At 44.7% G+C, this 21,404-nt stretch carries 22 protein-coding genes and 1 pseudogene; 9 read left to right on the top strand and 14 right to left on the bottom strand.

The features are described from left to right. Window positions 1-113 precede the first annotated feature (113 nt). The 3 genes from LQV63_RS03225 to LQV63_RS03215 all read right to left on the bottom strand — a co-directional run bounded on the left by LQV63_RS03225 (window position 114) and on the right by LQV63_RS03215 (window position 3,650). Window positions 114-989, bottom strand: a complete 876-nt coding sequence (locus LQV63_RS03225; protein WP_019422005.1) for a carbohydrate ABC transporter permease — start codon at window positions 987-989, stop codon at window positions 114-116. Window positions 990-1,070: 81 nt separating this feature from the next. Beyond that, the gene (locus LQV63_RS03220) at window positions 1,071-2,606 is read right to left on the bottom strand and encodes an extracellular solute-binding protein (protein ID WP_233695626.1); all 1,536 of its coding nucleotides are present in this window, start codon (window positions 2,604-2,606) and stop codon (window positions 1,071-1,073) included. A gap of 84 nt (window positions 2,607-2,690) precedes the next feature. After that, window positions 2,691-3,650, bottom strand: a complete 960-nt coding sequence (locus LQV63_RS03215; RefSeq protein ID WP_019422003.1) for an ABC transporter permease — start codon at window positions 3,648-3,650, stop codon at window positions 2,691-2,693. Window positions 3,651-3,965: 315 nt separating this feature from the next. Between LQV63_RS03215 and clpP the strand changes: the two genes are divergently transcribed. Next, window positions 3,966-4,547 (top strand): ATP-dependent Clp endopeptidase proteolytic subunit ClpP, encoded by a 582-nt coding sequence (gene clpP, locus LQV63_RS03210; RefSeq protein ID WP_233695625.1) that lies wholly within the window; start codon window positions 3,966-3,968, stop codon window positions 4,545-4,547. A gap of 214 nt (window positions 4,548-4,761) precedes the next feature. Then, complete coding sequence (locus LQV63_RS03205) at window positions 4,762-5,796, top strand: LacI family DNA-binding transcriptional regulator (RefSeq protein ID WP_233695908.1); 1,035 nt, start codon at window positions 4,762-4,764, stop codon at window positions 5,794-5,796. A gap of 122 nt (window positions 5,797-5,918) precedes the next feature. On the opposite strand, the gene LQV63_RS03200 is transcribed toward LQV63_RS03205, so the two are convergent. After that, window positions 5,919-6,572, bottom strand: coding sequence for an MgtC/SapB family protein (locus LQV63_RS03200; protein WP_233695624.1), 654 nt, complete (start codon window positions 6,570-6,572; stop codon window positions 5,919-5,921). 32 nt (window positions 6,573-6,604) lie between these two features. Between LQV63_RS03200 and LQV63_RS03195 the strand changes: the two genes are divergently transcribed. From LQV63_RS03195 to LQV63_RS03185, 3 genes are all read left to right on the top strand, one after another. Beyond that, window positions 6,605-6,877 (top strand): hypothetical protein, encoded by a 273-nt coding sequence (locus LQV63_RS03195; protein WP_233695623.1) that lies wholly within the window; start codon window positions 6,605-6,607, stop codon window positions 6,875-6,877. Window positions 6,878-7,319: 442 nt separating this feature from the next. Next, entirely contained in the window at window positions 7,320-7,541 is a 222-nt protein-coding gene (locus LQV63_RS03190) for a hypothetical protein (RefSeq protein WP_233695622.1), read from the top strand. 294 nt (window positions 7,542-7,835) lie between these two features. Continuing rightward, entirely contained in the window at window positions 7,836-8,318 is a 483-nt protein-coding gene (locus LQV63_RS03185) for a hypothetical protein (protein WP_233695621.1), read from the top strand. Window positions 8,319-8,376: 58 nt separating this feature from the next. Here the strand turns inward: LQV63_RS03185 and LQV63_RS03180 are convergent, their stop codons facing one another. Further along, window positions 8,377-8,838 carry a hypothetical protein gene (locus LQV63_RS03180; RefSeq protein WP_233695620.1) on the bottom strand — a complete coding sequence of 154 codons (462 nt, stop codon included), beginning with the start codon at window positions 8,836-8,838 and terminating at the stop codon, window positions 8,377-8,379. 153 nt (window positions 8,839-8,991) lie between these two features. After that, window positions 8,992-9,150 carry a hypothetical protein gene (locus LQV63_RS03175; RefSeq protein WP_233695619.1) on the bottom strand — a complete coding sequence of 53 codons (159 nt, stop codon included), beginning with the start codon at window positions 9,148-9,150 and terminating at the stop codon, window positions 8,992-8,994. 184 nt (window positions 9,151-9,334) lie between these two features. Between LQV63_RS03175 and LQV63_RS03170 the strand changes: the two genes are divergently transcribed. The 4 genes from LQV63_RS03170 to LQV63_RS03155 all read left to right on the top strand — a co-directional run bounded on the left by LQV63_RS03170 (window position 9,335) and on the right by LQV63_RS03155 (window position 13,449). Then, window positions 9,335-9,688 (top strand): sigma factor-like helix-turn-helix DNA-binding protein, encoded by a 354-nt coding sequence (locus LQV63_RS03170; RefSeq protein ID WP_233695618.1) that lies wholly within the window; start codon window positions 9,335-9,337, stop codon window positions 9,686-9,688. Then, entirely contained in the window at window positions 9,640-9,906 is a 267-nt protein-coding gene (locus tag LQV63_RS03165) for a helix-turn-helix domain-containing protein (RefSeq protein WP_233695617.1), read from the top strand. The genes LQV63_RS03170 and LQV63_RS03165 overlap by 49 nt, the downstream gene beginning before the upstream one ends. Before the next feature lie 98 nt (window positions 9,907-10,004). Then, a complete protein-coding gene (locus LQV63_RS03160; protein ID WP_233695616.1) occupies window positions 10,005-10,598 on the top strand; it encodes a hypothetical protein in 594 nt (197 codons plus the stop codon). Between the two features lie 1,399 nt (window positions 10,599-11,997). Beyond that, on the top strand, window positions 11,998-13,449 hold the full coding sequence (locus tag LQV63_RS03155) for a serine hydrolase domain-containing protein (protein ID WP_233695615.1): 1,452 nt from the start codon (window positions 11,998-12,000) through the stop codon (window positions 13,447-13,449). A 208-nt stretch (window positions 13,450-13,657) separates the two neighbouring features. Here LQV63_RS03155 and LQV63_RS03150 read toward each other — a convergent pair whose 3' ends face one another. The 8 genes and pseudogenes from LQV63_RS03150 to LQV63_RS03120 form a co-directional block, all read right to left on the bottom strand. Beyond that, the gene (locus LQV63_RS03150) at window positions 13,658-15,094 is read right to left on the bottom strand and encodes an IS110 family transposase (protein WP_233695614.1); all 1,437 of its coding nucleotides are present in this window, start codon (window positions 15,092-15,094) and stop codon (window positions 13,658-13,660) included. An 803-nt stretch (window positions 15,095-15,897) separates the two neighbouring features. Further along, on the bottom strand, window positions 15,898-16,020 hold the full coding sequence (locus LQV63_RS31280) for a hypothetical protein (RefSeq protein WP_267933868.1): 123 nt from the start codon (window positions 16,018-16,020) through the stop codon (window positions 15,898-15,900). Between the two features lie 203 nt (window positions 16,021-16,223). Further along, a pseudogene (locus LQV63_RS03145) lies at window positions 16,224-16,418 on the bottom strand (MgtC/SapB family protein); the annotation flags it as partial. A 48-nt stretch (window positions 16,419-16,466) separates the two neighbouring features. After that, on the bottom strand, window positions 16,467-17,309 hold the full coding sequence (locus LQV63_RS03140) for a sugar ABC transporter permease (RefSeq protein ID WP_019421998.1): 843 nt from the start codon (window positions 17,307-17,309) through the stop codon (window positions 16,467-16,469). Next, window positions 17,309-18,610, bottom strand: a complete 1,302-nt coding sequence (locus tag LQV63_RS03135) for a carbohydrate ABC transporter permease (RefSeq protein WP_325175843.1) — start codon at window positions 18,608-18,610, stop codon at window positions 17,309-17,311. The genes LQV63_RS03140 and LQV63_RS03135 overlap by 1 nt, the downstream gene beginning before the upstream one ends. 87 nt (window positions 18,611-18,697) lie before the next feature. After that, complete coding sequence (locus LQV63_RS03130) at window positions 18,698-19,993, bottom strand: extracellular solute-binding protein (protein ID WP_233695613.1); 1,296 nt, start codon at window positions 19,991-19,993, stop codon at window positions 18,698-18,700. Between the two features lie 35 nt (window positions 19,994-20,028). Then, a complete protein-coding gene (locus LQV63_RS03125) occupies window positions 20,029-20,652 on the bottom strand; it encodes a histidine phosphatase family protein (RefSeq protein WP_233695612.1) in 624 nt (207 codons plus the stop codon). Between the two features lie 57 nt (window positions 20,653-20,709). Then, window positions 20,710-21,342 carry a histidine phosphatase family protein gene (locus LQV63_RS03120; protein WP_233695611.1) on the bottom strand — a complete coding sequence of 211 codons (633 nt, stop codon included), beginning with the start codon at window positions 21,340-21,342 and terminating at the stop codon, window positions 20,710-20,712. Window positions 21,343-21,404: the final 62 nt, after the last annotated feature.

Below are 21,404 nucleotides of genomic sequence, written 5' to 3'. Positions count from 1 at the left end.
AGCTTCCGTCGCGGTCCGCTTCCGGATCGCTTCCCGAGCTCACGGTGCCCTTACACCTCCAAGCCAATGAGCAGCAGGCGTAATGTCGGAACGCCTGCTGCTCAGCACTTTAACTATCCTTTTACCGCGCCAAGTGTCAACCCTTGCACAAAATAACGCTGCAAGAATGGATAGAGCACGACAATCGGGAACGAAGCCAGCACGACCGTCGCCATCTGAATCGATACCGAAGGCGGGAGCGGAACGTTCGGATCCAGGTTGGAAAAGATATCGGCCTGTCCGATGAGCACCACTTGACGCAACAGAATTTGCAGCGGCCATTTGTCCGGGTCGTTCAAATACAAAATCGCAGAGAAATACTGGTTCCAGTTCCCCACCGCATAAAATAGGGTGAACGTCGCCAAAATGGGCAGCGACAACGGGAATACGATATGGCCCAAAATTCGCAAATCTCCGCAGCCGTCGATGCGGGCCGACTCGATGACGCTCTCCGGCAGCGATTCGAAGAAGTCGCGCATGACCAGCATGTTGAAGGCAGAAATCGCTCCCGGAAGGATGAGCGCCCACAGGGAGTTAATCAAGCCCGTCCCCTTGACCACCAGGTACGTCGGAATCATGCCGCCGCCGAACAGCATCGTGAACAGCACCATGAACATAATGACACGCCGGGCGCTGAATTGCGGCCTAGAGCACACATAGGCCAACAGGGCGGTCAGAACGACATTGATGAGCGTCCCCATGACGGTCAGCCACACCGTATTTTTCAAGGAAATGAAGAATACGCCTGTATCAAAGATGTAACGGTATGCCTCAGTCGTCCAAGTCGACGGCCAGAGGATGAACCGGCCTGATAGCGATTCCTCCGTCGTTGCGAACGACATCGCAAATACGTGAATAATGGGAAGTATCGTGACCAGAGCCAAAACAATAAGCAAAGTCAGATTGATGGCATTAAACCACCGATCCCCGCTCCTCATGCGCTGTAACAATGATGCTCACTCCTTTCATGCCGCCGCACGCGTTCAAGCCAATCCGCACGACGGCAACGTGCTATTGCCTAGCCTTATCCATCAGCCTTGCTTGCGCTTCTGGTAAGCCTCGTTGAATTCCTTAATGACCTGTTCCCCGCCTCTGCCTTTCCACTCTTGGATGATCTTGTCGTAATCTTCCACCGGGCGCTCGCCAAGAATGATTTTGTTCACTTGATCCGTCAGGAATTGATCCAGTTCTTTTCCTTTTTCGCTGTATGTCGGCGAAAAGAGGCCAATCGACTGATCGCTGTACGGTTCACCCTCTAAGGCGACTTTGAAGTTCTCATCCTTCATTTTCTTCAATTCGTCCCAATCATCCGGGTTGTAGATCCATTCTCCCTCTGCCGCGTGGTTGGTCAGCACATATTTACCTGTGCCTTCGGTCAAGCCTTTATCGGTCAGGACGTTCTGGCCGTTCTCCTGCTTATGATGCTCGTTCTCCACGCCCCACTTCATGAACTCGGCCCCTTCGTCACCGATCTGATCGTCCAGAATGGAGAGCAGCTTCTTCACCTTATCCTCATCTTTGCCAAGGCTTGCCGGCATAACGAAGAACCCATAGAAACCGTGATACTTGCCATAGCCCTTATAGCCGTCCGGACCCGTCAACGGCGGAACCGAAGTGACGCGGAAGTCTTTGTTGACGCTATAGGCTTTATCGAAGCGGGCTTTGCTGAAGGCGGTATACGCCCAGTTGCCAATAATGCCCGCTTTGCCGGTCAAGAAGTCCTCATCGGCCTGTGTGCCTTTCTTAATCGTATAGTCCGGGCTGAATAGGCCATCCTTATAAGCTCTTGCCAGGTATGACACCGCATCCTTCGCGTTCGGCATCAGGTACCCGTGCGTGATGCCTCCCTGGCCATCCTCGAACCAGCCGAACCGGAGCGCCCGGTAAGAGCCGAACAGGCCGTTGAAGCCGCTGAACGTGCCGTCCAATGCGAAGCCGTACGTATCTTTCTTGCCATTGCCGTCTGGATCGTTAAGCGTGAAGGCCTTCATCACTTCATACAGCTCATCGTAATTGGTCGGCATCTTCAAGCCCAGCTTATCGAGCCAATCTTGACGAATGACCATCGCGTGGAACGGAATGCCGCGCAAGCGCGGAACGCCGTAAATATGTCCTTCATACGTCAGCATGTCCCAGATTTCTTGCGGAATCTTGCTCAAATTCGGATAATCCTTGATGTAATCTTCGATGGGCAAAAACATGCCGCTCCCCGCCCAGTTGAAGTAATTGGCGTTCGGATCTTCCATCAGCATCATATCCGGCATGTCTCCCGAGGCCACTGTAACGCCGACCTTATTCGTGTAATCGCCCGCTGCCACAGGAATATATTTATACTCAATGCCGTATCTTTCCTCAATCGCCTTAATGCCCGTGCTGTTCGTCGTCGGAGGCGCCGCCCCATACAAAATGTTCATCGCCGAGACACTATATTTCTTGCCGGCATCTCCCGTGCTCTGACCTCCGCTTGCATTCGATTCCTTGCCGCCGTTGCCGCAAGCCGCCAGCATGCTGGCCGCCATTGAGCACGCCAAAATTAAAGACAGCACTTTTTTACCCGGTAATTTCATGATTACATCCTCCCTAGGTTCATTGTTGAATCATGATGGGCATTCTATGATGTAAGCACTTACAAATTGCGGAAGCAACCGATTTTAGAATACGCCGCGCTCCCCCATGCGTTTCGCCAGCTTGTTGGCGCCGAAAATCATAATCAGCCCAATCAAGCCTTTCAGCAGCCCGACCGCCGTCGAGAAGCTGAAATTGCCGTTGACGACCCCCGCTTGATACACATACGTCTCGATGACTTCCCCGACGTCCCTGACGGACGGGTTCAGCATCAGGAAGATTTGCTCGAAGCCGACATCCAACACACTGCCCAGCCGCAAAATGAACAGGACAACAATCGTGCTGCGTATGCCCGGCAACGTGATGTTCCATATCTGGCGCAGCCGTCCGGCACCATCCATCTTCGCCGCTTCATACAGCTCCATATCGATGCTGGAGAGCGCCGCTAAGTAAATGATCGTGCCCCAGCCCGACTCCTTCCAGATGACCTGCAGCACCAGCATGAACCGGAAGTTGTCCGAATTGGACAAAATATCGATTTTCGACAACCCCATATCCAGCAACATGTTGTTCACGGCACCGTCGCTTTGGAACATCAGGTAGAAGATACCGGCCACGACAACCCAAGACAGGAAGTGAGGCATATAGAAGACGGTCTGCAGCACGCGCTTGAACGACCTTTTGGATACTTCATGAATCATAATCGCCAAGAAGATCGGAATCGTGAAAGCGAATACAATTTGATAGAAGCTAATAATGAGAGTATTCAAAAAAATGCGGCCGATATCCGGATTTTCGAATATGCGGTAAAAATGCTTCAGGCCCACCCACTTGCTGTCCCAAATGCCAAGCATCAAATTGTAATCCTTAAAGGCGATTACTACACCAAGCATCGGAAGATACTTATACACAACAAAAAACAATAGGCCTGGCAGCGCCATCAGCCACAAAAACCTCTCGTTCCAAAACACCTTCCATATGCGGCTCCATATTCCGTTCCCTCTTGCCTGAATGTCCGGAGTGTAAGAGGATGCTCTTGCTGACATTGACGTCACCTCCTTTGTGTCCCCATTCTAGGTCACAAGCTCATGGCATGGAAACGTTCACTTTTTGATGCTCATTTTTTGTACCCATACAATTACAGCTGCAAAAAATGATAACATAAGCGGCATGTCTTTTTTTTTAATAGGAACACATTTGTCCCTGTTTCGTAAACAAAAAAAATAGTTTGACCATCTTTGACTTTTTAAAAAAAATTCGTTATGATATGGCTATAGTTCATGATTCATTGGACCCGACTTACGTTTAACGGTCCAGGATTTGGTTAATATTCTAGTTAAGGAAGCTGAGGAGGGATTATCGTGAGTTACGTTCCTGTAGTTGTCGAACAGACGAATCGAGGAGAACGATCCTATGACATTTATTCCAGACTGCTGAAAGACCGCATTATCTTTCTCGGAACTCAAGTCAATGACGTAGTAGCGAATTCGATTATCGCACAGCTGCTCTTCTTGGCTGCTGACGACCCGGAGAAAGACATTCATCTGTATATCAACAGTCCAGGCGGATCCATCACGGCCGGCATGGCCATCTTCGATACGATGCAGCATATTAAGCCGGACGTGTCTACGATTTGCGTAGGTATGGCCGCTTCGATGGGCGCATTCTTGCTGAATGCCGGAGCGAAAGGCAAGCGGTTCGCGCTGCCGAATAGTGAAATTATGATTCACCAACCGCTCGGCGGTGCCGAAGGGCAAGCGACGGATATCGAAATCCGGGCGCGCCGCATCCTGAAGATGCGCGACAAGCTGAATCATATTTTGGCCGATCGCACGGGACAGCCTCTCGAACGGATTGAAAAAGATACGGATCGCGATTACTTCATGTCGGCGGAGGAAGCGTTAGAGTACGGTCTAGTAGATAAAGTGCTCGAGAAGATCTAATCTTTCACATTAGCTTCATCTTTCATCACAGCAAAATAACATAAATAAGCTGCTCGTGTTGCGTATTATCGCAGACGGCAGCTTTTTGTTTGACTGTATGCTGAAATATCAATGGACCTTCCATACGCTTTCACCGTATTACAATATATGATTAAATAATAGTGATGCTTCAACGATAATTCCGTGAAGAATAGGAGGTGGGAACTTGCCAACTGTGAGAGATATAGCACGTGTAGCAGGTGTGTCACCAGCGACCGTATCGCGGGTGCTTACGGGCAAGGGGAACACATCCTCCGAAGTGAACGAAAAAGTGGCAAAAGCGATACAGGAGCTCGGATACGTACCCAATCAAAATACACAGCAGAGGTTCCCGGCAGCCGGACCTCGAACCGTGTGCTATACGATCGCACGTGATCCCAGTGAAATTTTCGGAAATCCATACTATGCCAATGTGCTCCTAGGCTTATCCAACGCTACCCAAAAATACGGATACGACTTGCAAATTTCCACATTTCGTTCTGTTGAGCAACAGGTCGAAAAATGTTTGAAATTGTATAAAGATAAAAGAGTGGACGGTTTTATTTTGTCGGGAGTGCTATCAGCAGATAAAAGCACACTCATTCAAAACCTGCAGAAGCATTCCGTTCCGTTTGTCATGATCGGCCGCAGTCTGCAACACAACATCTTTTGTATCCATAGCGATAATTTCCGTGACGGATATGTAACCGCGCAGCATTTAATTGATGAAGGATACCGACACATTTTGTTTTTGACTGAAAGCTTAGATCTGGATGTTGTGCGCGATCGGATTGCGGGATATAAGCAGGCACTGCATAACAATGGCTTGGAGGCTGGCGACGACAACGTTATCTTGTTCGGTTCGGAAGAATCGCACATGATGGAGGCGCTGGACCAGTACAATTCTGACGGCAGAGCATTTGATGCAATCATCGCAGCCGATAGTGTCATGGCGCTCGGTGTGCTGAAATATTGCCGCGATCGCAACTTGCGCGTGCCGGAAGATGTCGGTATTATTGGCTTCAATGACGCCGCATTCCTCAATAAAATATCGCCATCGATTAGCTGTACCACCATTCGAGGAGAACACCTCGGGTTAGAGGCGCTTGAAATGCTAATCGAGCTGCTGGACGACCCCGAGCGCATTAACAAAAATAAAACGGTCACTCTGCCTTCAGAGCTCATCGTGCGCCAATCCACACAGCGAAGAAGCCGTCTATCAAAGGCCTAATATAGGAATAGACGCCGAGATCCGATACTCCCGGCGTCTTGTCGCATTACCATTGCAATTCAATCAATCGATCACGAACACCTGCATCGAATCCTCCCACTCCCACTCTCCTCATCATTTGTTCAATCGACCTTGACCGCCTTCACACTCGGTATCGCTTTCAGCCGTTCGACGAACTTGCAAATCGGAGTTTGCTTAGGAAGCACGACCGTCATCGTAATGTGCAACGGCGGCAGCGACTCTATCTCTTCCCGCGCTGCAGCGGCGTCCACTGTGCCATCTTCTACGTTCAACTTCTTAATCTCTATCCGTTCGCCGAGCAATTGCTCCGATATCGTGCCTAGCGTCTCGGTGCCGCCAGCAGAAATAATGTGGACCGAATGGGCTTTATTCGCCACGAGATACCGAAGTTCTACCTTGTTCAGCACTTGTAAGGAGACAAAGACGAGCCCACACGTCAAAATTGCCGGAAAATAAAATCCCGCTCCCACCGCCAAGCCAATCGCGGCCATCACCCAGAGCGTTGCCGCTGTCGTCAACCCTTTTACCGAGGTTCCTGTACGAATGATCGTTCCAGCGCCGAGAAACCCGATGCCGCTAATGACCTGCGCAGCAAGACGAGCCGGATCGAGACGGACATTTGGTTCATCGACGAAGGTGTTAAAGAACGGATCCATGCCTCTTATTATTTTGAACGTGGAACTCGTGACGTGCTGGATCAATGGTTCGGACATCGGGAACGGAACTTTGCCATTGAAGAGTTCATTTTGAACCATTTTACGTTGCCTGTAGGCAACGTGGCCGTCAAGTGCGGCCGGAGGAATCGGAATCTATTCGTATTAACCTTAGCGTGCCGGCTGTTGAAAAGTTAGATCTCTGTGTCATGCAATTTGGGATCAAGGGCGTTACACGAACGGCGATTATGCGTGAAGTGGTTCGGCAGTTGCTGGAACGTGTGTCCGAAACCAGCTATGCCGAATTGCTCCTCAAGCAACGCCTGAAGGCGACGCTGCAGCAATATCAGCAGATTGCTTCTCCCAAAGAAGTAAGGGAAGTTCTATCGGATTACCTAAAGGATTGACAGTTCCCGAGGTGTTCGGTTGGTTTCAGCAGGAGTGAATTAGACTGCATGACATGACTGTTAGACTGTAATACAATTTTGTATTCCGAGGAGGATATATGAAAAAACTGATAGTGAAAGACAATATTAACAGACTTGCCGCTATACGCAGATAATTATCAGATTGGTTCTCAACTATCATTACCAGGCCATCTAACTCAAGAAGAAATATTGTCTGTTTTGTCTACAGAATACGAAAAACGAGGTTCTGGAAATTATAGATATCGCAAGGGACAAATGTGGTAAAATATTGGATGGGGAAAGGTGCCGCTAACACCTTTACTCTTTCTTTGACCTTTGCGATGGCGGCCGGAGCGCTTTTTGCGCTTCGATTTCTTTTTCATTTTTCTGGAAAAACGAATCGGCCGGGAATAATACTCCTGGACAAAAAGGGGGTACAAAGATGCTACTGAACGACGTGCAAAAGGAGACAATCCGTCTCATGGATGTAGTGGACCGCGTGACGTTCGGCGGGGTGGCTGCTGGCATGGATGATCGTTACGAAGTGAATCGAGTGACCGAAAAGGAATATAAAGTAGGGAAGTATGCACTGATGATCTGTCTCGTTTCCGATTATGTGGAGTCAGCGGAAGAAGTTATATCGTTTATTGAGGGAAGATTCTAGGTATGAAAATCGAAGCAATATGGAGTAAACGGGAGATCGGAAATGAGGCGAATCTCCCGTTTTTTGCAATGTTCCACGGAAGGAAAATCGCCGCTTACGGCTGAATTTGCGCGAATAAGGCGGTAGAGGGGCCGGACTATTTCACCAAATCCAGAATTTTGTGTATATATGCACCTGATAAAGGTTAACCAATTGGGGATCAATATGACCAATAGGACTTTAAGTGGTTCTGCAATATATATTTTTGGTAAAATGTATGTAGTCGTATATTTTGTATTAAAAAGGAGGGGCATAATGTCAAAATTGAAGAAACCTATTTTTATCATTGCCGGTATATTGATTATTAGTGTAATAGGAATTTTTCTTTATAATTCAAACAATACACGGACGCCTTTTTCATTTAACGATTTACTTCGGGAGCATTTTAAGGAAAACGAAATTGAGTCTATTTTTATACAAAAGACCATGTCAGCAGAGAGAAAAGACTATAGTGATATTCGCTTTACCGATAAAAAAGACATAGAGTTCGTCATGAAATCACTTCCTGAAATCCAAGTAAGGAGTGATTCTTCTTCCCGTGGTTTTCCTGAATATCCAACATATCAATTTACCATTGGAGGAAAAGACCAAAAGCTATCTTTGTCCTTTATTATTTCCAGTGAGGAAATATTACTGCATGATTACGAAAAAAAGGATAATTATTCATACAAAATTACAAATGAATTCAGGCTTGATAAGTTAGAATTTCTCGATCCATTTTTAGTTAAGCTGAAGTGATAAAGAAAAGAACAGTAAGAGACAACAGGAGGTCATCTCTTACTGTTCTATCTGAAAATTATTGATCAGTAACCCAATCCCCACCGCGATAATGAACCCCAGTGGTTTGGCCCTCTCCAATAACAAATCGAACATAACCATCAACAGTGTTATACTCAATCATTGGTACTTCCACTCGAATACGATCATATTGTGTATTTTTACGCATGAAATCAGTAACTCCAGTTAGGTAGAAAGATCCATTTTTAACGTAGTTCTCAAGTGTAGGAGCACCAGAACCAATTCCCGCGACAAGACCAATAATAGTTGCTGCCCAGCCTCCAGCGGTAGCACCGGCACCACTGGCAGCTGAAAATAGTATTCCCATGGCAGTGGAGAACTCACCTAATTTATTGGTCAAAGCGCCAGTACTTGTATTTTTTCCAAATCCATCGAGGTAAATAGTTCGTTGCGCGCCCATGAGGTCTAAGACCTGATTCAAATTTAATTCAAGTGTTTTTGGATACTCTCTAACTTCCATACAAAATTCCTCCTAATTGTTTTATTGTGAATCAAGAAATTTGCTTCATCGATGAATTTTTCCCTTCACACTATATAAGGAGATGGCACTAGGAAAAATACAACCTTAGTGATAAAAAAAGTCTGTTCGTAAAATCGAACAGACTTTTTCGGGTTAATTTGTGTTTATTTTTTCTATTGCAGTAATCAGCTTTTTTATTGTCTCTTCGAGATTGTCAAATTTTTCACCGATAGTTTGTAAGATATACCGCAATAAAATAAAGCTTAGTACGACTGGAAAGCCAAGATTAGTTATCATGTCCACTGCTTCCATAGAAATATCCACCTCCTTATAAATACAAGGAAGAATTAAGAGCTATATTACAATTCAATTTGTTTAACTAGCAAAATAAACCATAAGAGACTATAATATAAGAACATGTGTTCTACGGTTGTGTTTTACTTACCACAATTTCCTTATATTTAAAGACTATATATTTTTAGGGGGGGGGAATTGGTTGAGAGAGAAGAATAAAAACGTATCTGTAATTGACTATTATCAAAAAAAATTAAAAAGAATTGCTTGGCGATTGGAATATCATGCCAAGGTAAGAGGTAAGCGAGAAACAGTATTAAATGACTATTTGTATTCAACGGTTCCTTGCCGTGATTATTATACTGAAAGCCATATACATGTTATGGATCTCGTAAATACGATTCCATTTGATACTGGTAGACAAGTAATTTATAAAATTTTTGTTGAAGATAAGTCAGAAACTCAAGTAGCAAAAGAAATGAATATAAGCCAACAGGCGGTGAGCAAATGGAAGAAAAAATGTCTCAAGTATCTCTATCAGAAGATGAGTTTGTAGAACTATTATTATTAGCCAGACAAAACAATAAAGAGGCGATTACGCAACTACTTTACTATTTTGAAAAGGATATTATATATTTGAGCAAGTTCATAAAAATGCCTAATGAAGATGCGATACAAAGTATAAAGTTAGAATTATTAGAGCTTATAAAATATGATTCGTATTGGTGTGAAACGATCACTGTACGGGATACACCAGGAGCAGTAGAGACATGAAAACTGAAGCAGTGATATAAAAGTGGCTGAAACATGATAATCGTGTCAGCCACTTTTTAATATCTGTGTAGGGGTACCGCCAGCAAAACGTAGACCCGTTGGCCGAAAGCCTGGATAAAGACCGGACGAATAATGTGGCCACCACCGGCTGCACCGTTTCCGTAAGTGGCGGTGGTAATACCGGGGAAGGCAAGTGCGTCAATCAGACGAACAAGACCGGGAACTGGTCGGTCATGTATCATCTCATTACCGGCTATCCCACGAAGACTCGAACGGTGACCTGGACGGATAGTAAGGGTAAGGAGCATAAGAGTACAGAATCCTATACAGACTATTCCGACCCAATCTGGGGAACACGTAACGTGCGATACTCGGAAAAATTAACGATCGATGCCAAAGTGAACACGAAACAAGGGATTGCTACGGATCCTAAACGTCCAAAAGATAGCGACGTTGAGAGCCGCGGCAGCTGGGAGATCATCCCGTATGCCAAAGAGAAGTATTTAGATCCTAATGAGATAACCAGGGCAGGCTATGGTTTCAAGCTGAAGGTAACGACGAACTACAGCAGCGACTGGGAGACGAAAGTACCGAAGGGATACGGAGAAACACGGCTAAACCATTTGGAACGCAATACAAGGGCGCACGGACGGCCACAGCGCGAATTTATGACAGCAATAACAAGTATGTAACGACTGTTGCGCTGGAGAAGACTAGCGACAATGGGAAACAGGCCACATTCGAGCTCCCATTCGTCTCCCATAAGGATTCAGTGACAGGCAAGACATTTAAGTACCGTAAATTCTTTACGGACTATAAAGCCCCAGACGGCAAGTATCGAGTTGAGATTGAATCCGGATCTGCAGGAGCAACAGGCATAACGGTTTGTAAGACTGTATTCGTATGGATTTACGGCAGTATGTACGATGACGTGCAGAATCTCCTGACGGACAACTAAAACTAGAAAAGCCCCGAAAGGGGCCTTTTCTGTATGAAAACATTTACGAGATTCATAGGGAGTGCCTGAATTATTTTCAGGAACGAAAAAAGACGCCATGACTTTGGCGGGTCAGCTCTTTTCGTACACATGATATGGGGTTAGTCTACCCACTGAGGGCAGTTACCACCGGAGGGTGGCTAACCATTTTCAGTTGACTAACTGGCATCAAAGTTGATGAAGAATATACTGTTCATTTACTGGACATTCAAAACATAATTGAGTTTGAACGCTTAGACCCGTTTCAACAGCAGTATTTACTACGCAGCAAAAGAATTGAGAATCCTCTTCTGCAAGCTAAACGAACTATGGCAACAGGCCGTCCTATTAAAGAAATAGCACTAATTATAGCATCGAACCGATCTATTTTCGATGAAGTTAATGATGAGATGTTTAAATTCCTAATGAAATCAGAATGTGTCTTCATTGGGAAAGAATCTTTAGTCTAAACCCCAGTCTACAATGTAGTGTAGTTCTTAAGATCAAAAATAACAAATGCTAACATGCCGTTTAAAGCTATATGATTTCCAATTTTTCAAATAAACGTTCTAATTAAAGCATACATAAGAACATGTAGAGTTTCTTAAAATTTCCGAAATCAACAATGCATGCTGCCACTAATTGTGTGGCAGCATACATTGTTGTTCAACTAACGTGTCCCGTTAGCTAAATTAATTACCGGTCAATTCTAATGGACAACCTGCGTTTTTTTTCTGCAAAATCGCACCAAAGTTTAGCAATACTAATGAATGTATCGATTAGATGATGGATAATAAATTAATGAACAAGGTATATATGTTGAGGATTAAAGAATGTTTGTATAATATTATAAATAAATAGGATTTTGTAACGAAACAGATTGAAGAGATCCAGTTAACCTTTGATGAGAACGTTGAGGAATACTTTCAGACAATTGACCCTTCTACTGATGAAGCAGAGTTCCTAAAAATAATATCCATAAGAGTGTGAAGTTTACAATAGTAATCTGATCATTGAACATCTAGTATTAAATATATTGAAATGACACAGGCGGATAAGGCGTACTACGGGTTGTTTATATTATCCTCGCATAATTTTTTCGAAATGGAGAGTTTATGAAAAAGACTATTGTTTTTGTATTAACGATACTTATATTATTCTCAGGATTCGCAACACAAAGTTATGCGTCGTTGTCAGATACGCAATCTGCGGCAATACAAGCGTTGCTGGATGATGCCTCTCGTATATCAGGTGTGCCGGGAATGTCAATCTCAATACTTGCTGATGATGAAGTGTTCTACTTTTCTTCCGGGTATGCAGACCGTGAAAGTGGGTTGTCTGCAAGTGAAAATACACTATATGAGTTGGCCTCGGTCAGTAAAGCTTTTACCGGCATGGGTATTCTGCTGTTGGAAGAGCAAGGGCTGCTGTCAATGACTGACACTGTCCAAAAATATTTACCTTGGTTTACGTTAAAGTATCAAGGGAAACCTGTTGATATGCAAAGCCTTACACTCAATAACTTTCTTCACCATACTAGCGGCCTAACAAATGCTAGGCATACTCAAAATATACCACAAGGCAATACGCCAGATTTGCTGCAAAAGACTGTGGAAATGCTGGTAGATGCTGAGTTGGCGTTCCCTCCCGGTGAACAGTATAACTATGGAACCGTTAATTATGACGTATTGGGTTTGGTTATTGAGATTGTGTCGGGACAAAGCTATGAAGACTTTATGAGGGAACAGGTATTTCAGCCGTTAGGTCTTCACCAGACGTATGTTTACAAAGAAGATGCTCAAGCCACCGGACAGTTGGCACAGGGCTACCGTTCTTCCTTTTTTATGACAACTCCATATAACGCGCCGGATTATTCCGGGAATAAACCCGCAGGCTACATCATTTCTTGTACAAAAGATATGGCGCGTTGGATGGGCATACAGATGGGTATTGTGCAGGACATACCCGAAATATTCCATACGGTTATCGAAAAATCACATCAGGGTGATATGTCTGTTCCGGCTGTCAACGAAATGTATTATGCGGCCGGCTGGTCGGTAAACGCCAACCAAACGATTATAGAGCACCCAGGGGGCAATCCCAATTTCGGAACTGAAGTCGCCATACTGCCAAATGAACGAACAGCCGTCTGCTTGCTGACCAACGGCGCAAATATCAATAGAAGCATGGTACTAAAAGTTAAAGATATATTAGACGGCAATCTAACGCAGTCATATGAAATAAGCGGCACACAGCTTTTGGACATCATTTTATCGTCTACCACAATTATTCTTTGCCTATTGGCCGTTCTGTTCTTTCTCTTAGGATTACGCAGAAGGAAAACGAATGAGCGGCAGCCAATGACAAAAAAGCGAATAATCGTAACAGCTATTTTGCTGATTGCTACGATTGCCCTGTGTATAATGTGCTGTGCATTAGATTGGTCAACGATACTTATTTGGCAAACATATAGTGTTCTTACAGCTTTGATTTCGTCGGCATTATTAACAGCAAGCATTACATGGTTTGTATACACTCACCGATATAATGCCTCGCTCCGAAAATAAGCATTTTGTTCGTTCGCCTTATTGGTATATTGTGAAGTAGACATTTGAAATCAAACAATGTTAGCACAAAGGGAGTGTCTGCACACTCCCTATTTTTCGCCGTTACTTATGGTAGGGTTCACCGCAAATGATCTCAAACTATCCTGCCCGTTAGTTGAGAAAACGGCATCCGAGTAGTATCCGGTATGCCTCCTTCTTGTTGTTAAATTTATTCAATTTCTTCAGAAAACTCAGATGCCTTATATTCTAATTCATCAACGTTTTCGGGCATTCTTATGTCCAAACATTTTACTTCCCACGGGACACCTAGATGTTTGGCATGTAAGACTGGATCGTACATATGATTATTTTTCAAACAGGAATACATCACCTGTGCGATTTTACCACATACATGACCAATAGCTTTTCGTTTACTCATTCCGCGGCCATTAACCAAACGATCATAATAATGTTTAAATAGGTTTGACTTTGTATTAGGCGAGATGAGCACCAATACCATTAAAAATAGAATTCGACGAGTATCCCTTACACCCTCATATGTTTGTCTAGACTTTGAGACGGAAATTCCTGATGTTTTGTTTTCAGCAGCAACGCCTAAGTATTTTTTAAATTCAAGATAATTTGAAAAACGTTCAACATCACCAATAGCACCAATTAATGTACAAGCCATTACATCACTCATGATTGGAAACGACTTTAGTAAAGCAGTGTAGGGATGAGGAGAGATCTGTTTATCCTTATCTCCATGTAATAAAACCGAAATTTGTTTATCGATGCTTTTGATTGCTTCTTCAATACGAAGGGCTTCCTCGATAAGCCATGTTTGTCTCTCAATTAAATGTGGTACTTGGACGGCTAGGGTGTGCGGTAAATATTCACTTAAAGTTACTGAAGCCTTTGTCGCTATCGTTTTGGCGCCAACAGAAATAAGAGCTTTCCGTAGCTCTTCTTGTGTTGCTTGAGACATTTCTTTTGCAGTTGGATATTGCAAAACTAATTTCATAACAGTTGTTGAGCCAGGCTTTTTAAATGCTCGCTTAAGCTCTGGATTCGTAACTGAAAAAAGCTGTTGTATCTGGTTCTTCCTTCTAGTTAATTGAGTAGAAAGAAGCCATCTGTCCCTAGTTAAAGTTCGGAAAAGAATCTGTGTAGGGGTCGCAGGTTTTACTAATCGTATACCTTTCATATCTGGGTGTAGTGTTTTATGCCAGCCCATATAAGCCATGATCCTTGCATCGATCTCATCCGATTTTTCATTAAGGCCTAGTTGACGTTCTCGAAAATCCTTTACCGATTTATTTTCAACTTGGAACAAATGATACCCTTCATCTAAAAGAACTTTCATCACTAAATACGAGTAATGACCACCAGTAGGCTCTAACAAAATAAAAAAGTCTGATGGATCTAATCCAAAACCTTTTCGTATATTCCCTAACTGTTCTAGGAAATCAATAATTCCTTTACCATCGGAGTAAAACTTCATAGTCTTTTGCCGTTTCCATTCCTTTTCACTACGAAATTTTTCAAAGGGAATACAAGCAGCAACATGAAAATCTGCACCGATATCTAAACCTACATAAAATTGATACCATTTATTAATTTCTGATTTGTGCTTTTCAACTTCAATGGAAATTTGATTGTTCATAACTCCTCCAAAGATTGTTGCAGTTAAGCACTATCTATCCAAGTTTTCTTTAGAGCTCCTAAGGGCCCAATGTAGCATGTCAGGATTTAACGATAGTGCAGTAAAACCCACATTATACAAAGAGGTCATGCCCCAATTATTTTAAGGGTTACTGCATTTTCTTCTATAAGGTTCTTTGTTTCGACAAACTGGTCTATTTTTCCTTCTATAAGGTTCTTAAATAAAAAATAAAACTTGCCTGATCATGGCAAGTTTGGTTTGAATATTGAGGTGAGGGTGCAGTGCCATTAAATGGAGTGCCCCAAATCTATAATAGAAGTCCAGGTATATTAAATTGCCGGCTCCATGCCTATGATGGCGGCTTCCCTAGAGGTCACTGCACAAGTTATATTTCAACATCTGTACTATTATTTCCTGCACTTCATAGAAAATTGAACCAGTTTTCCACAAACTTTATTCAGAAGTCCTTTGAGGCTACACGTTGTAGACAGGGGTAAAACTGGTTCATTTATATTAAACCATAAACATCTAGAAAATTAAATTTCCATTTTCAATCTAAGCTCCTACGATAGTAGCATGTAGTTTTTAGTTTGAACTATAAAGCACTAAGAAAACTTTATTTTCTTCTGACTTTATGAGTTAGATTATGTGCATTGTCCTTGGGCTTGTTTGTTGTAATGGAATTGAAAGAAGGGGTATGGAAAAAGGGCTGTTATCTAAGCAGCCCTTTTTTCACGGATTAATATTCATATTTGAAACAAGAAATTGAAATTCAAATTTCAATTTCTGTTTTTGTTATTCAGCTATTTGCTTACATACTGCTTCTTAGATACCTTCTGTTTTTTTTCAACACGATAGGTTCTGCCGACTTTTTTCATAAGAGCCGCAAATCTCTTCATTTCTTCCCGTTCTTCTTTACTCCGCATGATACCTCTCCTCTCTTTTTCCCTTTAGCATTATTATCTCCAAATCTATCAAAATTATACGGAGGGCGTTCTATATGTACGCTTGTCCGCATATGGTTGAAATAGGAATTTCGGAAAAATGGAAAAGTGACCCTAGAGATAAGGGAGGATGATGAGGAATGGAAACTAGGGGAGGTACCAACCTAAACAGGCTCTTCAGTGAACCTGCTGAACCAATTCGACTCATAGATGGACAGCAGCATAATGAGTGTAAAACCGATGCATACCAATATATTGGTGCGGAATCCGGCGGCGTGCTGATTCAACTCTCTCTCAAAACCGATAATTCCTCCGAGCACAAGCGAGAGAATAAGCCGTAAGCATATGCTTGCCGGATCCGCGATCCAAGGGCTTGCCACCCCATCTCCCCCTTTCTCCCGCCAATCCTAATGCCAGGCCAATATCTGTTAGGTCTTCGTCGCGCCCGCCGTCAAGCCGGAAATGAGGAACCGCTGCAGGAACAAGAATACGGCAGCAATCGGAATCGCAATCAGCATGGAGCCCGCGGCAAAACGGGTGAAGTTGTTGCTGAATTCCTGATTGACCAGGTTGAACAAGCCAACGGCAAGCGTATAGTTCTCCGAGCTGCGAATGACGATGCGCGGCAGCAAAAAGTCCATAAACGGCGTCATAAAATTAAACAAGGCAACGACAGCCAAAATCGGTTTTGCCAGCGGCAAAATAATTTGGAAGAAGATTCGGAAATGCCCTGCGCCGTCAATTTTCGCAGATTCATCCAAGTCGCGCGGTATCGTGTCGAAATAACCTTTAATCAAAAACGCATGCATCGGAATCGACGACCCGACGTAAATCAAGATTAAGCCTGCCAACGTATCCAGCAGCCCCAAAATGTTCAGCAAAATGTATAGCGCGACCATCCCCATAAGCACTGGGAACATTTTGATCAACAAGATCGCATACAAGCCATGCTTGCGCCCTTTGAAATTATAACGGGAGAACGCATACGCTAAAAATGTCGTCACGATGAGCGACAGCACGGTTTTCCAGCTAGCCACAATGAGCGTATTTTTGTACCACAGCGCATACTGGCTGCTAGGGTCCATGAAGAGCCACGAATAATGTTCAAGCGACCAATTTTCCGGTATAATCTTGGCGCTGTATAAGCTTGTACCTGGATTAAGCGAGACACCTAAGGCCCATATAAGCGGATACATAATGACGATAAACATGAACAGAATGAATGTATATATCCCGGTAAGCTCCAGTCTTGATTTCCATTTCGCACTCATTAGACGTTACCCTCCTCCTTGAACGAACGAGTCTTCCTAAATTGGAAAAAGGCGACTGTCGCCACAATCAGACCAAGGATAATGGAAATGACCGCAGCCATATTATAATTCAACGTTTCAAAAGTAAGCTTGTATACCCACGAGATAACGATATCCGTCGAACCTGCCGTCTGGCCGCGAACCGGAGGTCCACCTTGGTTGAACAAGTAAATAAGGTTGAAGTTATTGAAATTGCCTGTATATTGCATAATGAGAAGCGGCGCAGTCGCGAACAAGACGTGTGGCAGCGTAATAAAGCGGAATCTCTGCCATTTGGTTGCTCCGTCGACCTCTGCAGCCTCATACCAGTCACTCGAAATACTTTGCAGCACACCTGTAAACAAGGCGAACACAAAGCTGAAGCCTAGCCATACTTGCACGATAATAATCGCAACTTTCGTCCATAGCGGATCAGACATCCACGGAATCGATAAGCCGAACGGCGCCAGTATTTGCCGGTTAATCGCTCCGAATTGATCGTTGAACATGGCGGCAAACACGAGAATGGAGACGAATGCGGGCACCGCCCACGGCAAAATGAGCATCGTCCGAATAAACTTTTTAAATCTCACGCGCTTGTCGTTAACGATGACCGCTAAGAACAGCGCCAGCGAAATCTGCAGCGTCGTCGCTACAAACGTCCATACGATCGTCCAAGATAGGACCGAGAAAAACGTATTTCGCCAAATTGGAACCGCAAAAATATTTTTGAAATTGTCGAGTCCTACCCAATCCAACAGAAAGCGAGGGGGCGAGTTATATATGTTATAGTTCGTGAACGCCAAAGAAACCATGAACAATAGCGGCAAAATAAGCACGAAAATAATCATGAAAATCCCCGGCCCCACGAGCACGTACGGAACCCCTTTATCCCATGCTTGCTTAAATCCTTCACGAATCGAGGTAATCCTCCAGCCCTCGCAAATCTTGCGGGCTTCGTTCCGCGCATCGGTTAAGTTGATCCAATAAAACATGATGAGAAACACCGTCAATATAACGGAGATGATGCCTTGAATAATCAATGACCGGGAATCATCAACACCTTGAATCGTTCCCAGCGTATATAAACCCCAGTAACCAATATTCAAAAAATCGGCGAATGCGACCAGAAACGACAAAAATAAAACTAAAAATAGAGAACCTTTCATATATCTTCGGTTATAGAATTGCCCCAATCCCGGAATGATGGATAGCAGCATCGCCAATTTCGGATTATGTTTGCTTATTTGCGGCTTGTCGGTTCGCGCATGTTGTTCTCCCAATCTAATCAAGCCTCCTCATTTACATCCGTTGCAGCGTCATGATGCAGGTTGGGATACGCAAGAAGTATCCCAACCCGACATTACGTCCTATTTATTTGCATTATTAATGGCGATTTGTTCTTTAATCTGAACGACTGCTTCATCCAACACCTCTTTGGTGTTCTGTCCCTTCGTCAAGAAGACGAGCGCATTTTTCATAGGCTCCCATGTTTGGGAGATTTCCGGATTGTTCGGTGTCGGCGTAGCGTACTTCGCTTGCTCTGCAACCGCCGAGAAATACGGATGCTTCGTTACTAAATCGCTTTCAAGAATGCCAGGACGCGCTGGGATTTCACCAGCAGCTTGGAAGTGGCTCGCCCCGTTCTCATCGTTCGTAATGAACAAGGCCAGTTCGGTAGCCCATTCTTTATGGTTGGAGAACGGAGACAGTACCAGACCTTTCACACCGAGGAAAGAAGGAGGACGTTGACCGTTATCCAGCTTCGGCAGCGGAACCGCGCCAAGCTTGTCTCCAAGCGCATCTTCATAGTTCTTGATCGACGATGGAACCGAGATGACGGCTGCAACTTTCCCTTCCTTGAACAATCCATCGAGGACGTCCCCATTAATCGAAGCCGGGATGAGCCCTTTTTCGAACCATGACTTCACCAGCTCTGCTCCTGTGACGGAGCCTTCGTTATTCAATCCGATATCATCGACGTCGTAACCTTTATCCTTGTCATATCCGAAAATGTAACCGCCATTGCCTTGCAAAAACATGTTAGAGTAGTAAAAATTCGTTGCATCGAATAAGAAGCCGTATTTATCTTGCGACGCATCCGTAAATTCAACCGCGAATCTCTCCAGCTCTTCCCACGTTTCAGGAGCTTTCGGCATCAGCTCCTTGTTATAGAACAATGCTGTCGTTTCGACAACCATCGGCATGTTGTAAATTTGGCCATCCACCGTAACGGCTTGAATAGCTTCCGGTGAATATTGGCTGATTTGCTCCTCGCTGATTTTGAATGGCTCAGCCAAGCCTTGCAGAACATTGCGGCCCATCGAATTATGCGTTGCGCTCCATAAGTCAGGGCCACGGCCTGAAGGACCATCGAGTGAAAAGGCTTTCGCTTGTTGGCGCGGGTTGAACGGAATGACCTCGACCTCAATGCCGGTCTTCTCCGTGAACTTCGCCGTAATGGCCCGCAGCGATTTTAATTCGGGCTCATTTTCCGCCCCCCATACTTTAAGCTTGTCCGGTTTTGCAGGCATTTCGCCTTCCTGTTGCTGCTGATTCGTGTCCGCATTCGGCTTCGCTTGTTCAGCGTCGCGCTTCGGACCGCAAGCAGTAAGTGACAAGATGACAGACAATGAGAGCAGCAGCAATACCATTTTCTTAGCCATGATTTAGTTGTCCCCCTTGAAATGAATGTCGTTTTTTATTCGTACACGTGCTGACCGAGGTGGTCTTTATGCAACGTTACCGATTCGCATTTGCCTTCCGAATCAAGAATAAATTGTACAACACCCGCATTGTACACGGGATAGGTGTCGCCTGGATTGGCGATCTGTTTCATATCTGCAGTCGTCTGGCCATGTCCGAATACGGCAATGTGCGCTTCCGTTCCGCAATAAGCCTTGAGCTTCGCATCGAAAAACTTTTGTACGCGCTTTCGTACAATTGCATGATTTTCCGGCCAAGTCGGCCACCACTTTTGCTTTACATCTTGGTAGTCTGCAAATTGCACATGCGGGAATTCCGTTAGCACTTGCTCACAGCTTTCCCAATCATAATCGCGATAGTCTTTCCATTCCTCATTGAAAATTTCAGACATTTCGGGAATAAGCACGATGTCCAAGCCTTTGGCCTTGGCGAGCGGTGTCGCCGTCTGAATCACTCTGCGCAACGGGCTGCAGAAGATAGCCTGTAATGGAATATCTGCGAAAAAGGGCGGGATTTGATCCGCCTGCCATCGCCCTAATTCCGACAAGCTGCAGTTCGGTCCGCCTCCCTGTCCAATATTCATCGTCGATTGCGCATGTCGAATTACATATAAGTGCATAGTAAGATGTTCTCCTCTTCATTGAAATCATCATCCGCTTGGCGGGCAGCTCTCTCTTTATACGCCGCTCTGTTGATAGAATAGTTGACCGGCTTCAAGGTGAGTCGTATCATTCAGCTTGATTAGCTCTGTTGCATGCTCACGGAAAATGATATGGTTCATACCCGTATTCGCTTGGGGGAATCGAATATGCGCCGATGAAGCGATACCTAACGCCTCACGAATCAAATACTCATTAAAGTTCCCATGGCAGAATACCGCGATCCGTTCCTCGCCGCACATTCGCAGCTGCCGCAGCACTTCGTGTGCACGCTGTACGACGAGCTCGTGATAGTCTCCTCCCGGATACACCCATCCGTCTTTCTCTATCGTGTCCTGGAATGTCGCTTCCGGAACGTAGTCCAGCAACGATTCCAGTGAAGGCCCCATGTACAGGTCGCCTTCTCTCACTTCGTATAATTCCTTCCGTACCTGAACCGGCAAATGAAGCATTTGGGCCAGAGGCTGCGCCGACTGCATCGCTCGAATTAACGGACTGGCGAATATGGCGGTAATGCCTCTGTCTCGTAAATACATCGCCGCGTGTCCGGCTTGTACGAGGCCACGCTCTGTTAGAGGCGAATCAGGCATATCCCGGTCCGGCATCGTATTGCCGACCGACTGCCCGTGCCGCACAAGATAAAGTTCCATAATCGCTCCCTTGCTAACCATCAATTACTTAATATTTCTGCTTACATCTGCTGCCGAACACA

Origin of the sequence: Paenibacillus profundus (assembly GCF_021369635.1) — a bacterium.
GTDB classification, from domain to species: Bacteria; Bacillota; Bacilli; order Paenibacillales; family Paenibacillaceae; genus Paenibacillus_B; species Paenibacillus_B profundus.
Note: the sequence above shows the minus strand (reverse complement) of the source record. Positions and strands in the feature narration are given on the sequence as shown.